Here is a 14,730-nt window from a genome sequence, read left to right on the forward strand (position 1 = left end):
GGGTCGGTTATCAGGCGATCCGCTGCGGGCCGGTGATGACGGCCTTCCCGCGGATGCTGTTCATGGCCAAAGACGCCAAGGCGTCGGCGGTTTGCTCGAACGGGAACGTGGCGCTGACGATGGGTCGGATGGCGCCGGCGTCGACGAGCGCGGAGATCCGGCGGAGCTGGTCTCCCGAGGCGCGCATGAGCAGGAACTCGTAGCTCACGCCGAGCCTCTTCGCCAGGCCACGGGCTTTGCGGCTGAGCGCGGTGATGGCCAGACGTAGGACCGGGTTCAGGCCTGCCGCTTTCGCGAACTCCGGCGTAGGAGGACCGGCGATGCCGATCGCTTTGCCGCCGGGCCGCAGCACCTTCAGGGACTTGATGAGGTTCTCACCTCCCAGAGGATCGAGCACGAAGTCGTACCCGGAAAGCTCGGCCTGGAAGTCTTGGGTGCGGTAGTCGATGACCAAGTCCGCCCCGAGTGCACGAAGGAAGTCCGCGTTCTTCACGGACGCAGTGGTGGCTACGATCGCGCCGAGGTGTTTGGCGAGCTGTATCGCGATCGTTCCCACTCCACCTGCGCCGGCGTGGATGAGCACCTTCTGCCCTGCTGTCACGTGCCCCTTTTCGACAAGGGCCTGCCACGCCGTGAGTGCCACAAGAGGCAGGGATGCGGCCTCAGTGATGCTGGCGGAGGCCGGGGCCAACGCGACATCGGCCTCGTCGACTGCGATGCGCTCGGCGAAGGTGCCGATCCGGAAATCCCGCGGACGCGCGTAGACCCGGTCGCCTACGTTGAAGCCGTTGACCCTCTCGCCGGTGCGGATCACCGTCCCGGCGAGATCGTGGCCGAGCGTGAGGGGGGTCTTGTAGGGCAGGATCGCCTTGAACTGGCCCTCGCGTATCCGCTCGTCCAGATGATTCAGCGCCGCCGCTTCCACGCGGATCAGCACATCCCGCTCACCGGTCGTGGGCTCGGGCACGTCCGCCTCGTGGATCGGCTGCTTGTACCGGTCGAACGCGAATGCTCGCATGACGATCTCTCCTCCTTGGATATGGATGTGCTCGGTGGTCGCGGTCGGCGCCGCAGGAACCGCATCGTGTTCACGCGCCGAAATCTGCGAAAACCGAATATGCTCAATAATGAGTGTACTCAGTTATATTGTCAAGGCGACTACACTCAAAACTGAGCCGAATCGCTATTTACCTCCGGAGGGTCATCCATGCCAGTGGCGACCGAGCAGCTCGGGCGACGCGAGCGGAACAAGCGGGCCAAGCTCGAGCGCATCACGGCCGCCGCGAGCGAACTGTTCGCCGAGCATGGGATGGACGAGGTCACCACCCAGCAGATCGCCGACGCGGCGGACATCGGAACCGGCACCCTGTTCCTCTACGCCAAGACCAAGGGCGAGCTTCTTCTGCTCGTGCAGAACACGCATTACGCAACCGCACTGGAGCAAGGACAGGATGCCGCGGCGAAGCAGTCCACCGCGTTGGGAGCGGTCGTTGCGTTGGTTGCGCCGGTCGTGGAGTGTAACCGCGTACATGTCGAGAACGGCCGCACCTATCTGCGGGAGATGGTCTTCGGTGACCCGGCCGAACCCCATCACTCCCGGGCCCTCGCCATCGTCGGGCAGACCGAAGACGCCACCGCGAGCATCCTTACCGAGCACCTCGGACTCGAGGCAGGGGAGGCAGCAACGCTCGCGCGGGTGATCTCCGCGATCCTGTTCCTCGCCATGGCTTCCAGCGAGCACATCGGCAGCAGCGTCGAGCAGATCCTCGATGCCGTTCGCGCCCAGATCGCCGCGATCCTTCCCGCACCGAACCCCCCAGGAGTATGAGGCGCCCATGACCATACCGAGTGCCGGCCCCGAGCGCACCGCGAGCACGGATCGGTCGCGCACGATCCACTACCAGGTGCCCGGCAGGGACAAGCAGGCGATCTTCTCCCGCTCCGGGCTCGAGCGGCTACGCGCGGTCGCGGTCGGAGAAATCCCAGCACCGCCGATCAGCAGCCACATCGGACTGGAAATAGTGACGGTCGCCGATGGCGACGTGGTGATCACCGCGGTGCCGGACGAGTCGCACTACAACCCCATCGGGTCGGTGCACGGCGGGTTCTTCGCCACCGTGCTGGACTCCGCGTGCGGTTGCGCGGTGGACACCACTCTCCCGGCCGGTGTCGGTTACACCAGCCTGGAGATCAAGGTGTCGTTCCTCCGTCCGATCACCGCCGACACGGGCCAGGTCATCGCCCACGGATGGGTGACCAAACGCGGCAAGGGCGTCGCGTTCGCCGAGGCGGACATCCGCGATCAGAACGGTCGCATCCTCGCCACCGCCTCCAGCACTTGCCTCGTCATCCAGCCGACCACGTGACAGGGGCTTAAGCACTCGGCCAGGTGAGCGCGCTCGTGTCGGCCCAGTCGTAGAACCGGCTACGTCACCTTGCCGGTGTACGCCGGCGTGCCGTCTTCATTGCGCACGATCAGTCCTCGTCGTCCGTTGGCCTCGGCCTGCATCAGAGCGATCCACTCGCGGTTCATCGAAGGCACCCGGGAACCGGTGTACTTGAAGTAGACGGGTGAGCTCGGATGCATCCACATCGACTCCCGGCTGGTGCTGTTCTGCGACTTCTCGAGCCAGGACATGAGGAACGATTCCCGACGCCGGAACTTGGTCACGATGACGAATTCGAGATGGGTCAGGAGGCGGTCGTCGAACTCGATCTCCTGGGGCCCGTAGATCAGGACTCCCACTCGCCGGCCTTCTCGCAGGTGTGTGGCGTCGCGTCGTGTGCTTCGGAGGAAGGAAGACACGCAGCCCGGTTGCGCAGCTCGACGACGATCTGTTGCTCTCTCTGCGTGATGAACCTCGCTGCGTACGTACCGTCGGCGGTGACGGCATGTCTGGCTGCCAGCTCTTCGACAGCGGCGAGTTCGAGAATGAGTTCTCGGATCGAAAGGTCTCTCAAGGGGTGCTTCGGGTCGCCGGGGACATCGTCGATCATGGTTTCCTCTTCGGCGCGGGTCTGGACGCCACGATCCACGCTACGGATCGCAGGGGATGCAAAAACCACCCCTAGGGGTGGACTTGTGATCATTACGCTGGATGCATGCCTGTCACGCTCGCGATCGTCAACGACTATGAGGTCGTGGTCCGAGGACTCGCCTCGATGCTCGGCGCCTACGAGTCGCGCGTGAGCGTTGTGGAGCTCGACATGGAGCACCGAGTCAACTCACCGGTCGACATCGCCCTTTACGACACCTTCGCGGCGCCGCAGGGCGACCGGGAGAAACTCCGCGACCTGGCCGCCAATCCGATGGTCGGGAAGGCCGTCGTCTACTCCTGGAACATGGACCCCGCGCTCGTCACCGCGGCGCTGGCGAACGGGGCGCAGGGCTACATCTCCAAGAGCCTGCCCGCAGGAGCACTGGTCGCCGCTCTCGAAGAAATCAACCAAGGAGTGGAGCAGGTTTACGACGCGCCGGGGCGAAGCCTCCATTCGGCAGGGGACTGGCCCGGACGCCAAGAAGGTCTGACACAGCGGGAGGCAGAGGTGCTGGCGTTGATCGCGCAGGGGCTCACGAACGTGGAGATCGCCGACCGCGCGCACCTGTCGATCAACTCGATCAAGACCTATATCCGTAGCTGCTACCGGCGGATCGGCGTCGAAAGCCGCACCCAGGCCGTGCTCTGGGGCATCGCGCACGGGTTCCAGCCCGACCACGCGGCGGTCATCCGAGTGGAACCGCAGGCGCAGGAGAGGAACCGCTGACTTTCGCGCGACCGGCCGAGTCCGCGTCCGAGCCGTTCGGGCCGATTCCAGGGTGAGGCGCTCCGCGCAGCCTGCTCAATCCGAAGCCGGCTGAGCGGCCAGTCGCCGGATGGCGGCGATCGGGATCGGCAGCCACGACGGGCGGTTGCGCGCCTCGTAGACCGCCTCGTAGAGCGCCTTGTCGAGCTCGAACGCGTCGAGCAGCACGCCGTCGCGTCGTGGTTCGCGCCCGGAGCGTTCGCTGTAGCCCTCGAGGAAGGCGTCTCGGCAGCGCTTAGCCCAATCGCGAACCCCCTCCGTGTTCTCGCGTGAGCCGGCGACATAGTCGAAGCTCCGCAGCATGCCCGCGACGTCGCGCAGGGGCACGTCGGGCAGCGAACGCGTGGAGAGCGGCCGCATCGGCTCGCCCTCGAAGTCGATGATCGCCCACCGGCCTCCCGGCGCGGCGAGGATCTGGCCGAGGTGCATGTCGCCATGGATGCGCTGCAGCCGCGGCCACAATGCGCTGCGCGCTCTCGCGTACCGCGTCTCGATCGCCTCACGCAGAGTGGCCAGCTCGGGCAACTCGCGCACCGCGGAATCGAGCCTTTCCTGCCAGGCCCCGACGATCGCGGCGATATCGTCGCGGCCGGCTTCCTTGGTGGGGAGCGCCGATGCGAGCACCGAGTGCACCTCGGCGACCGCCGATCCCATCCCGCGGGCGTTCGAGGTGAAGTCTTCTCCCGCCTCCGCTGCAGCGAGAGCGAGCTGCCAGGCGTCGCCGGCGCCGGCGAGGAACTCCTGAGCGAAAGCCAGATGCCCGCGCGCACGGCCGGACGCGCGTCCGGCGTCGGGCCATTCGCCCATCACGCTGCCGAAGACCGGGGGAACGGACTGAGAACCGGCGGCGAACAGCGCCGATTGCAGGACGACATCCGGATTCTCGCCGTGGTGAATCGACCGGAAGATCTTGCAGATGAGCTGCCGTTGCCCGGCGCCGTCGTCGACCGTGAAGACGATCGATGTGTTCGACTGCTCGCCGCTCAGCACCCGGGAACCCAGCAGGCGCAGCTCGGCCGGCCGGTGGTCGTTCTCGTCGTCGGCCTTGCGCACTCTCGCGCCGTACGCGGAAACGCGTTCGTCGCCGACCCGGTTCTCGTCTGCGACCAGTCGCAGGAGCATCCCGGTGAACGCGGGATCGTGCGTCGCGTCGTACGCATAGTCGATTCGACCGTCGGATGAGATCAGCTCGCCGATGTAGGCCGGGGCGGGAGAGCCGTGTGCCGCAGCGCGGTAGACAACGGGGACCTGGTAGAGGGCGCCGCGTTGTTCATCCTCGTCCAGCACGAGGTGCGTGACGATGCGCCGCTCGTCGTTCGCCGACCATTCCAGAGACGCGAGCAGCCGCAGACGGGGCACCGCGCCCTTGCCGCCGAACCAGCGCTGCCGGATGATCCAGTCGGAGACCGCCTCGCCGAGTTCGACATCCGCCCCCATGATCCTGACCATAGCCCGGCGCGTCGCGGCGAGGCTCAAAGGGCCTTAGGGGTTGCGTGGGAGCGAAACAACCCATAGACCCGCCGTGCCGTGTCGCCGCAGAATGGGCGAGTGCCGCCCGCTCGCTCCCGCCCCTATCCGCTCGGCGTCTCCCTTGTTCCGGGAGGCGCCAATGTCGCTGTGTACTCCGAAACCGCCACGCTCGTCGAGGTGTGCGTCTTCGACGGCGCCGAGGAGACCCGCTTCGCCCTGCACGGCCATACCGGCCACGTCTTCCACGGCGTGATCGAGGGCATGGAGGCCGGAACCCGCTACGGACTGCGCGTGCACGGCGAGTGGGATCCCGCTCGCGGACTTCGTCACAATCCGAGCAAGCTGCTGCTCGACCCATACGCGAACGCCATAGAGGGGCACTACGACTGGGGTCCGAGCGTGTTCGGGCACAAGCTCGACGACCCGTCGCTGCCGGATGAGACGGACGACGCGTCCTCCGTTCCGCGGTGCGTCGTCATCGATCCGCGCTTCGACTGGTCCGATGACGTGTCGCCTCGCACACCCCTGTCGGAGACAGTGATCTACGAGACACACGTGAAGGGATTCACGAAGCTGCATCCCGAGGTGCCGGAGGAGCTGCGCGGCACGTATGCGGGGCTCGGGCATCCTGCCGCGATCGAGCATCTGACGAAGCTCGGCGTGACCGCCATCGAGTTGCTGCCCGTGCACCAGTACGTGCAAGACAGCCACCTTCTCGAGAAGGGGCTCAGCAACTACTGGGGCTACAACTCGATCGGGTACCTCGCTCCGCACGGCGGGTATTCCTCCGGAGGCGACGGCGGGGCGCAGGTCGACGAGTTCAAGTGGATGGTCAAGGCACTGCATGGGGCCGGCCTCGAGGTGATCCTCGACGTCGTCTACAACCACACGGCCGAGGGGAATCACCTCGGGCCCACCCTGTCGTTCAAGGGCATCGACAACGCCGCCTATTACCGGCTGGTGGAGGGCGACGAGGCTTCGTACTTCGACACCACGGGCACCGGGAACAGCCTGAACGTCGGGCATCCGGCGGCGTTGCGGCTCATTATGGACTCCCTGCGCTACTGGGTGACCGAGATGCACGTCGACGGCTTCCGCTTCGACCTCGCGACGACGCTGACCAGGCAAGACGGATCCGCGGAGCTGCACAGCGCGTTCCTCACGCTCGTCGAGCAGGACCCGGTTCTGGCGAGCGTGAAGATGATCGCCGAACCCTGGGACACCCACGGCTATCAGCTCGGCGGTTTCCCTGCCAGGTGGTCGGAGTGGAACGGCAGGTTCCGGGATGACGTCCGCAGCTTCTGGAACAGTGGCGACGACGTGCTCGGCACGCTCTCGCAGCGGGTGCTGGGCAGCCCTGACGTGTACGAGGCATCCCGCCGCTCACCCCTGTCGAGCGTGAACTTCGTCACCGCGCACGACGGCTTCACGCTCGTCGACCTCACCTCATACGACCACAAGCACAACGAGGCGAACGGCGAAGACAACAACGACGGTGAAGACGACAACAGGTCGATGAACTGCGGGGTGGAGGGGCCGACGGATGACCCGGAGGTGCTCGCCCGGCGCCGCAGGCAGCAGAAGAACTTCCTGGCGACGCTGCTGCTCTCTGCCGGCGTTCCGATGCTGCTCGGCGGCGACGAGCTGGGCCGAACGCAGAACGGCAACAACAACGCCTACTGCCAAGACAACGAGATGTCGTGGTTCGACTGGGCGCACGCCGACGACGACATGTTCGCCTTCACCGCGGAACTGCTGCGGCTGCGCCGCGACAACCCCGCACTCCGGCCGGCATGGTTCCGGCAGGCGCCTGGCACCGAAGCGCAAGACACCGTGGTGATGCGCCGCTCAGACGGCGAGACCTTCGAGCCGGAGGACTGGGAGAACCCGGATGTGCGCTCGGTCACGTTCGTGCTCGCTCACGAAGGCGCCGACACCTTCGCCCTGCTTCTGAACTCCGCGGACAACGGCGTCGAGTTCACGCTGCCGGATGCCCGGGGCAAGCGATGGCGCCTGGTCATCTCGAGCGATCCGGAACACGAAGAGGGCGACCTCGACGGCTCGTTGATCATGGGCGGCCGCACCTTCGCACTCCTGCGCTCGACGGTGAGCGCATGAGCCGACAGCTGCCCAGCTCGACGTACCGGCTGCAGATCACCCCCGACTTCACACTCGACGATGCCGCCGAACTGTGCGGATACCTGGCTCGTCTCGGCGTCGGATGGGTCTATCTCTCGCCGCTGCTGCGCGCCGAGCCCGGCTCGATGCACGGTTACGACGTGATCGACCACTCGCTCATCGACCCGGACCGCGGCGGAGCCGAGGCGTTCACGCGCATGTCGCGCGCCGCGCGCGAAGCCGGCATGGGCATCCTCGTCGACATCGTGCCGAACCACATGGGCGTGGCGACGCCCCGGCTCAACGCCTGGTGGTGGGATCTGTTGCGCCACGGCCGCCGGTCGCGTTTCGCGGCCGCGTTCGACGTGGACTGGGATGCGGCGGCCGGCAAGATACGCATCCCCGTGCTCGGCGACGGCGAGAACGAGCTCGATCGGCTGCGCATCGACGGTGACACCCTGCTGTATTACGACAACCGGTACCCGATCGCCGAGGGTACCGCGGAGCCGGGCGATTCGGCTCGCGAGGTGCACGAGCGGCAGAACTACGAGCTGATCAACTGGCGGCGGGCCGACGACGAGCTGAACTACCGGCGCTTCTTCGCCGTCAACTCCCTCGCGGCGATCCGGGTGGAGGATCCCGAGGTCTTCTCCGAGTCGCACGCGGAGATCGCGCGATGGTTCCGGGACGGCCTGGCCGACGGGCTGCGCGTGGATCATCCCGACGGACTCGCCGACCCGCGCGGCTACCTCGACGATCTCGCCGCGCTGACCGGCGGCGTCCCGGTGTGGGTGGAGAAGATCCTCGAGGGCGATGAGCAGCTGCCCGGCAACTGGGCCGCCGAGGGCACGACGGGCTACGACGCGCTGAAGGACTTCGACCGCGTGCTGGTGGATGCTTGCGGGCAGGCAGGTCTGGAAGCGGCAGCGGAACCGCCACCGCCGGCCACGCGGCCTCCGCAGGTGGCGTATGGAAACCCGCACGCCGACCGTTGGCACGAGATGGTCTATGCCAGCAAGCGAGCCGTCGCCGACGGCATCCTGCGCTCCGAGGTCAACCGCCTCGCCCGGGAGCTGCAGGGCATCGCCGAGCCTGGAACGCTCGCGAGCGTGCTCATCGAGCTGCTCGCCGCCATGCCCGTCTACCGTTCCTATCTGCCCCTCGGCGAGAGCCGCCTGCGTGCTGCGGCAACGGAGGCCGCTGCGAGGCGTCCGGACCTCGCCGGTACCATCGCCCGGGTCGCGGATGTGCTCGCCGACCCGGGGAATCCAGCGGCCATCCGCTTTCAGCAGACCTCCGGCATGGTGATGGCGAAGGGGGTAGAGGACTCCGCGTTCTACCGCTTCACCACGCTGACCTCGTTGAACGAGGTCGGCGGCGACCCGAGCGAGTTCGCCATCGACGTCGCCACGTTTCACCAGCGGCAGGCGAGAAGGCAGGCCGCGCTTCCGCACTCGCTCACGACGCTGACCACGCACGACACCAAACGCGGCGAGGATGTGCGGGCGCGGATCACCGCACTGGCCGAGCGCCCGGAGCTCTGGTCCGACGCGCTCGCCAGGCTGCGGAGGGAGGCCGGCTTCGGCGACCCCGCCCTCGAGAATCTGATCTGGCAAGCGGTGGTCGGGGCCTGGCCTGCGTCGAGGCAGCGGCTGCAGGCGTACGCGCAGAAAGCGGCACGCGAGGCGGGAGACTCGACGAACTGGATCTCGCCGAACCCGGCATTCGAAGACCGGATGCACGCGGCCATCGACAAGGCCTTCGACGCTCCCGAGGTGGCTGCCGCGATCGAGGAGACCGTTGCTGCGATCGCCCTCGCGGGCTTCTCGAACGGTCTCAGCGCGAAGCTTCTTCAGCTCGCGGCCCCCGGGATTCCCGACGTGTATCAGGGCAGCGAACTCTGGGAGCTGTCCCTCGTGGATCCGGACAACCGCCGGCCAGTCGACTTCGCTCCCCGCTCCGAGCTGCTGCGGCGCCTGGACGACGGATGGCTGCCTCCCGTCGACGAAGAGGGCGCGGCGAAGCTGCTCGTTGTGTCTCGCGCATTGCGGCTTCGCCAAGCGCATCCGGAGCGGTTCGTCCGGTATGTGCCCGTCGAGGCCTTCGGCCGCATGCGCGACCACGCCGTCGCGTTCGACAGGGGCGGAGCGGTCGCCGTCGCCACCCGGCTGCCGTATGGCCTGGAGGCAGCAGGCGGCTGGTACGACACCACGATCGAGCCCGCCGGTCGCGAGCTGGTCGACGTGCTGACGGGGCGCGGGTTCGGAGGCGGAGGCATCCGCCTGGCCGAACTGCTCGACACGTATCCCGTTGCGCTGCTGACGGCGCCCGATGGACAGGAGGCGTCATGACCTTCGACGTGTGGGCTCCGCACGCGACCACCGTCGATCTCATGCTCGGCGACCAACGGCATCCGCTCGGGCGCGACCCACGACGCGACGGATGGTGGACTCCCGCGGGCGACCTCGCGGAACAGAGGCCTCAGGACTACGGATTCGTGGTCGACGGCGAGGGGCCGTACCCCGATCCGCGGTCCCGCAGGCAGCCATCCGGCGTGCACGCACTCTCCCAGACGTTCGACACCTCCGCCTTCGATTGGAGAGACACCGACTGGCGCGGCCGTCCGCTGGCCGGCTCCGTGATCTACGAGCTGCACCTCGGCACGTTCACGCCCGAGGGCACCCTGGATGCCGCCATCGGCAAGCTCGACCACCTGCGCGAGCTCGGCGTCGATTTCGTGGAGCTACTGCCCGTGGGCGCGTTCAACGGCACTCACAACTGGGGATACGACGGCGTGCTCTGGTACGCGGTGCACGAACCCTACGGCGGGCCGCCCGCATACCAGCGGTTCGTCGATGCGTGTCACCGGGCGGGCATCGGCGTCATCCAGGATGTCGTCTACAACCACCTCGGGCCGAGCGGCAACTATCTGCCGAAGTTCGGGCCTTATCTGCGCGACGACAGGGCGAACACCTGGGGCAGCTCGCTGAACCTCGACGGCCCCGACTCCGACGAGGTGCGCAACTACATCGTCGACAACGCGCTGATGTGGCTGCGGGACTACCACGTCGACGGCCTGCGGCTGGATGCCGTGCACGCGCTGGTGGACACCCGGGCGATCAACATCCTGGAAGAGCTCGCCGTCGAGGTCGACCGGCTGTCGTCGCAGGTGGGCCGTCCGTTCGTGCTCATCGCGGAGTCCGACCTGAACGACCCGCGACTGAGCGCCTCCCGTGAAGCGCATGGCTACGGCCTCGACGCGCAGTGGAGCGACGACTTCCACCACGCGCTTCACGTCGCGCTGACCGGGGAGGCCACGGGCTACTACGCCGACTTCGAGTCTCTGAACGCGTTGGCGAAGGCGCTGACGCGCGGGTTCTTCCACGACGGCACCTACTCGTCGTTCCGGGAGCGGCACCACGGCCGGCCCATCGACGCCCTCACCATGCCTACCGCGCGACTCGTCGTGTTCAGCCAGGACCACGACCAGATCGGAAATCGGGCGGCGGGCGACCGCCTGACCGCGACGCTCGACGACGGTCAGTTGGCCATCGCGGCGGCGCTCACGCTGCTCGGGCCCTTCACGCCGATGCTGTTCATGGGCGAGGAGTGGGCGGCATCCACGCCCTGGCAGTTCTTCACCTCCCACCCCGAACCGGAACTCGCGAAGGCGACCGCAGACGGGCGCAAGGCCGAGTTCGCCCGGATGGGCTGGGACGAGGCATCCGTTCCCGATCCGCAGGATCCGGAGACCTTCGAACGGTCCAAGCTCGACTGGACGGAGGCGACGGGCGGCAGGCATGCCCGGCTTCTCGCGTTCTACCGCGATCTCGTCCGCCTCCGACGGGCCCGGCCGGAACTGACCGACCCGCGCTTCGCCACGATCCACGTCGAGGTGGACGCGGATGCTGGATGGCTGGTGCTGCGCAGGTGCGGCACCGTGGTCGCCGTCAACTTCTCGACGGATGCCGCGATCGTGCCGGGAGCCTACGACACCCCGGTGCTGCTCTCGTACGGTACGCATGGTGGGACACCCGACGGTATACGCCTCGACGGGCACTCGCTCGTCGTGCTGGATGTGCGAGAGGACGAAACGGGAGCGAGGAGGCCGGAATGACGGTGCCCGACGATGTGGCACGCCACGCGGATGCCGCGAGCGAGTCGGCGGAGATCAGCTACGACGAGGAGCGCTACCCGGCGAGGCCGCACAGGCTGCGCCCGCGCGCGCAGCTACGCGCGAGCAACATTCGCAGGTCGTTCTCGGATCCACGGTCGGCCGATGCGTCGAACCCGTCCTATGTGGAATGGCTGAAGCGGCAGTCGATGCTGGGTGACGCGGACATCCTCTCGCGCGGCCTGTCGGGGCAGCCCAGCATGTGGCGCAATCCCTATGCGAGACCAGACGCCAGGCGCGCCATCCGTTCCGCCTCGGTCTGGTTCACGGCGTATCCGATCTCGCTGATCACCCGCCCCGGGCAGTCGTACCTCGGTGCTCTGGCCGGCGAGGAGCTGTGGCGGGCGTTCGAGTCGATCGGCATCAACGCCGTGCACACCGGCCCCGTCAAGCAGGCGGGAGGTATCACCGGCTGGGTGCAGACAGCGAGCATCGACGGGCACTTCGACCGGATCAGCACGCAGATCGACCCCATCTTCGGCCACGAAGACGAGTTCCGGCAGCTGTCCGATGTGGCGGACCGGCACGGCGGCAGCGTGATCGACGACATCGTTCCCGGACACACGGGCAAGGGCGCGGACTTCCGGCTGGCCGAGATGGCGTACAAGGACTACCCGGGCATCTACCACATGGTCGAGATCCCAGAGGAGGACTGGTCGCTTCTGCCGGATGTTCCCGAGGGGCGCGACGCCGTGAACCTCGACCCCGAGACCGAGGCGCGACTTGCCGACAGCGGGTACATCATCGGCCAGTTGCAGCGCGTCATCTTCTATTCGCCGGGCGTCAAGGAGACGAACTGGAGTGCCACCGCGCCCACGGTCGGCGTCGACGGACGCACCAGGCGCTGGGTGTACCTGCACTACTTCAAGCAGGGCCAGCCGTCGATCAACTGGCTCGACCCGACGTTCTCCGGCATGCGCCTCGTCATCGGCGACGCGCTGCACTCGCTCGGCGACCTCGGCTCGAGCGGGCTGCGGCTGGATGCCAACGGGTTTCTGGGCGTCGAGAAGAGCGTCGAGGGGCAGCCGGGCTGGTCGGAGGGGCATCCGCTTTCCGAGGCGGCGAACCACCTGATCGCGAGCATGGTGCGCAAGGTCGGAGGGTTCACGTTCCAGGAGCTGAACCTCGGCATCGAAGACATCCGTGACACCGGACGAGTCGGCGCGGATCTTTCGTACGACTTCGTCAACCGGCCCGCGTACCATCACGCGTTCGCGACCGGCGACACGGAGTTCCTGCGGCTCACGCTGCGCACGGCGCTCGCCGCGGGCGTCGACCCCGCCGGCCTCGTGCACGCCATGCAGAACCACGACGAGCTCACGTACGAACTCGTGCACTGGGCGGCGCGGCATCCCGCCGACGTGTATGAGTTCCGCGGGGCGGAGCTCACCGGCGCTGAGCTGGCCGACACGATCCGCACCGACCTGCTGGAGAGGCTCACCGGTCCGGCGGCCCCGTACAACCTCGTGTTCACCACCAACGGCATCGCCTGCACGACGGCATCCGTCATCGCCGCGGTGCAGGGATTCCGCACTCTGGATGACATCGGCGAAGACGACGTCGAGAACATCCGCCGTGCGCAGCTGCTTCTCGCCATGTTCAACGCGTGGCAGCCCGGCGTCTTCGCGCTCTCGGCGTGGGACCTGCTCGGGGTGCTGCCGCTGCCGCCGGAGGCGGTGCACGACCTCATCGCCAGCGGAGACACCCGATGGGTTCACCGCGGCGCGCACGATCTCACGGATGCCGATCCCGACGCGACGCGGTCGGCATCCGGCATGCCTCGTGGCCGGTCTCTGTTCGGCTCTCTGGCGAAGCAGCTGGGCGAACCGAACTCGTTCGCCTCACGGCTGAAGCGCATCCTCCGGCTTCGAGCCGACTACGGAATCGACGTGGCAAGCCAGATCGACATCCCGGATGTCGCGCATCCGGGAATGCTCGTGATGGTTCACCGGCTCGACGAAGGCGATCCGGCTCGGTCGGATGCCAGGGAGCAGGTGACCGTGCTGAACTTCAGCGGTGAGGCCATCGAGGGCACCGTGCGCTCCGACGTGCTGACCCCGCGCCGCGCCGTGCTCGACGTGAACACCGGGGACGAGATCGGGCGGGTGGACGACCTCAACAGCTTCTCCGTGAGCCTCGAGCCGTACGCGGGCCTCTTCCTCCTGCTCGAGCCGGAAGAGGAGGCGCAACCGCCCACCGGGCACGAAAGCTGAGGCATCCGATTCTCGAGGCGGCCCAGATCCTGTCAACCCCTCCGCACCTCGCGGGCATCCGGCGATCATCGCAGGAGCGAACCCGAAGAGTGGGAAGGACGGATACGCATGAGCCAGCCGCAGCAGCAGCAGAACCCGCCGGGCACAGAGGAGGAGCTGCAGCCCAAGGCCGACCACGGCGAGCAGTCGTACCGGGGCAGCGGGCGCTTGGAAGGCAAGGCCGCCGTGATCACCGGCGCCGACAGCGGCATCGGCAAAGCGGTCGCGATCGCGTTCGCGCGTGAAGGCGCCGACGTGGCCTTCGGCTACCTCGAGGAAGACGAGGATGCCCGCGACACCGAGCACTGGATCACTGAAGCGGGCAGGCGGTGCGTGGCACTCCGGGGAGACATCTCCGATCCGGCGGAGTGCCGCCGTCTCGTGGATGCCGCGGTGAAGGAGTTCGGCAAGGTCGACGTGGTCGTCTCGAACGCGGCGATGCAGCGCACGTACACGAAGGTCGAGGACATCCCCGACGACGAGTGGGACAAGACGATCGCCACGAACCTGAGCGCCTACTTCCACCTCGTGAAGGCGGCGCTTCCGCACATGTCGTCCGGCGCATCCATCATCGGAACGTCGTCCGTGAACTCGGATGCCCCGTCGCCCACGCTCATGCCGTACGCGGCGACGAAGGCGGCCATCGCGAACATGACCGCGTCGCTGGCCCAGCTGCTGGGGGAGCGCGGCATCCGTGCGAACAGCGTCGCGCCCGGGCCGGTCTGGACCCCGCTGATCCCGTCCACGATGCCTGCGGAGCACGTGGCGAAGTTCGGCGGCAACACCCAGCTCGGACGTCCGGCTCAGCCCGCGGAGCTCGCACCCGTGTACGTGCTCCTGGCCAGCGACGAGGCCTCGTACATCTCGGGCGCGCGCGTCGCGGTCACCGGGGGCCGGCCCATCCTCTGAGGC

The 14,730-nt window shown here is 67.5% G+C and carries 12 protein-coding genes; 8 read left to right on the plus strand and 4 right to left on the minus strand.

Going from position 1 to position 14,730, the window contains the following annotated elements; all coding sequences use genetic code 11:
* Positions 1-10: 10 nt before the first annotated feature.
* Positions 11-1,018: an NADP-dependent oxidoreductase gene (locus tag ACYVII_RS13900; RefSeq protein WP_460536052.1), complete on the minus strand. Its 1,008-nt coding sequence runs from the start codon at positions 1,016-1,018 to the stop codon at positions 11-13.
* Positions 1,019-1,207: 189 nt separating this feature from the next.
* On the opposite strand from ACYVII_RS13900, the gene ACYVII_RS13905 reads away from it, so the two are divergent.
* Together ACYVII_RS13905 and ACYVII_RS13910 are read left to right on the plus strand one after the other, a co-directional pair.
* Positions 1,208-1,828 (plus strand): TetR/AcrR family transcriptional regulator, encoded by a 621-nt coding sequence (locus ACYVII_RS13905; protein WP_460536055.1) that lies wholly within the window; start codon positions 1,208-1,210, stop codon positions 1,826-1,828.
* Between the two features lie 7 nt (positions 1,829-1,835).
* Positions 1,836-2,366 carry a PaaI family thioesterase gene (locus tag ACYVII_RS13910; protein WP_460536057.1) on the plus strand — a complete coding sequence of 177 codons (531 nt, stop codon included), beginning with the start codon at positions 1,836-1,838 and terminating at the stop codon, positions 2,364-2,366.
* Positions 2,367-2,425: 59 nt separating this feature from the next.
* Here the strand turns inward: ACYVII_RS13910 and ACYVII_RS13915 are convergent, their stop codons facing one another.
* Positions 2,426-2,746 (minus strand): DUF7882 family protein, encoded by a 321-nt coding sequence (locus ACYVII_RS13915; RefSeq protein ID WP_460536060.1) that lies wholly within the window; start codon positions 2,744-2,746, stop codon positions 2,426-2,428.
* Complete coding sequence (locus tag ACYVII_RS13920) at positions 2,734-2,997, minus strand: hypothetical protein (RefSeq protein WP_460536062.1); 264 nt, start codon at positions 2,995-2,997, stop codon at positions 2,734-2,736. The genes ACYVII_RS13915 and ACYVII_RS13920 overlap by 13 nt, the downstream gene beginning before the upstream one ends.
* A 105-nt stretch (positions 2,998-3,102) precedes the next feature.
* Here ACYVII_RS13920 and ACYVII_RS13925 point away from each other — a divergent pair, with 105 nt between their 5' ends.
* Entirely contained in the window at positions 3,103-3,765 is a 663-nt protein-coding gene (locus tag ACYVII_RS13925; protein WP_460536064.1) for a helix-turn-helix transcriptional regulator, read from the plus strand.
* 75 nt (positions 3,766-3,840) lie between these two features.
* On the opposite strand, the gene ACYVII_RS13930 is transcribed toward ACYVII_RS13925, so the two are convergent.
* Positions 3,841-5,241, minus strand: coding sequence for a maltokinase N-terminal cap-like domain-containing protein (locus ACYVII_RS13930; RefSeq protein WP_460536066.1), 1,401 nt, complete (start codon positions 5,239-5,241; stop codon positions 3,841-3,843).
* Between the two features lie 111 nt (positions 5,242-5,352).
* Here ACYVII_RS13930 and glgX point away from each other — a divergent pair, with 111 nt between their 5' ends.
* The 5 genes from glgX to ACYVII_RS13955 all read left to right on the plus strand — a co-directional run bounded on the left by glgX (position 5,353) and on the right by ACYVII_RS13955 (position 14,727).
* Entirely contained in the window at positions 5,353-7,392 is a 2,040-nt protein-coding gene (glgX, locus tag ACYVII_RS13935) for a glycogen debranching protein (RefSeq protein WP_460536068.1), read from the plus strand.
* Positions 7,389-9,743, plus strand: coding sequence for a malto-oligosyltrehalose synthase (treY, locus tag ACYVII_RS13940; RefSeq protein ID WP_460536070.1), 2,355 nt, complete (start codon positions 7,389-7,391; stop codon positions 9,741-9,743). Before glgX ends, treY begins: the two co-directional genes overlap by 4 nt.
* Positions 9,740-11,509, plus strand: a complete 1,770-nt coding sequence (gene treZ, locus ACYVII_RS13945; protein WP_460536072.1) for a malto-oligosyltrehalose trehalohydrolase — start codon at positions 9,740-9,742, stop codon at positions 11,507-11,509. Before treY ends, treZ begins: the two co-directional genes overlap by 4 nt.
* Positions 11,506-13,779, plus strand: coding sequence for a maltose alpha-D-glucosyltransferase (treS, locus tag ACYVII_RS13950; protein ID WP_460536074.1), 2,274 nt, complete (start codon positions 11,506-11,508; stop codon positions 13,777-13,779). Before treZ ends, treS begins: the two co-directional genes overlap by 4 nt.
* 108 nt (positions 13,780-13,887) lie before the next feature.
* On the plus strand, positions 13,888-14,727 hold the full coding sequence (locus ACYVII_RS13955; protein WP_460536076.1) for a Rossmann-fold NAD(P)-binding domain-containing protein: 840 nt from the start codon (positions 13,888-13,890) through the stop codon (positions 14,725-14,727).
* Positions 14,728-14,730: the final 3 nt, after the last annotated feature.

The sequence above is a fragment of the Humibacter ginsengiterrae genome, from assembly GCF_054780115.1.

Coding starts and splice junctions, on each gene's coding strand:
- treZ (WP_460536072.1), top strand. CDS start 9,740: ATGACCTTCGACGTGTGGGCTCCGCACGCGACCACCGTCGATCTCATG.
- ACYVII_RS13920 (WP_460536062.1), bottom strand. CDS start 2,997: ATGATCGACGATGTCCCCGGCGACCCGAAGCACCCCTTGAGAGACCTT.
- treY (WP_460536070.1), top strand. CDS start 7,389: ATGAGCCGACAGCTGCCCAGCTCGACGTACCGGCTGCAGATCACCCCC.
- ACYVII_RS13910 (WP_460536057.1), top strand. CDS start 1,836: ATGACCATACCGAGTGCCGGCCCCGAGCGCACCGCGAGCACGGATCGG.
- ACYVII_RS13925 (WP_460536064.1), top strand. CDS start 3,103: ATGCCTGTCACGCTCGCGATCGTCAACGACTATGAGGTCGTGGTCCGA.
- ACYVII_RS13900 (WP_460536052.1), bottom strand. CDS start 1,018: ATGCGAGCATTCGCGTTCGACCGGTACAAGCAGCCGATCCACGAGGCG.
- treS (WP_460536074.1), top strand. CDS start 11,506: ATGACGGTGCCCGACGATGTGGCACGCCACGCGGATGCCGCGAGCGAG.
- ACYVII_RS13905 (WP_460536055.1), top strand. CDS start 1,208: ATGCCAGTGGCGACCGAGCAGCTCGGGCGACGCGAGCGGAACAAGCGG.
- ACYVII_RS13955 (WP_460536076.1), top strand. CDS start 13,888: ATGAGCCAGCCGCAGCAGCAGCAGAACCCGCCGGGCACAGAGGAGGAG.
- ACYVII_RS13930 (WP_460536066.1), bottom strand. CDS start 5,241: ATGGGGGCGGATGTCGAACTCGGCGAGGCGGTCTCCGACTGGATCATC.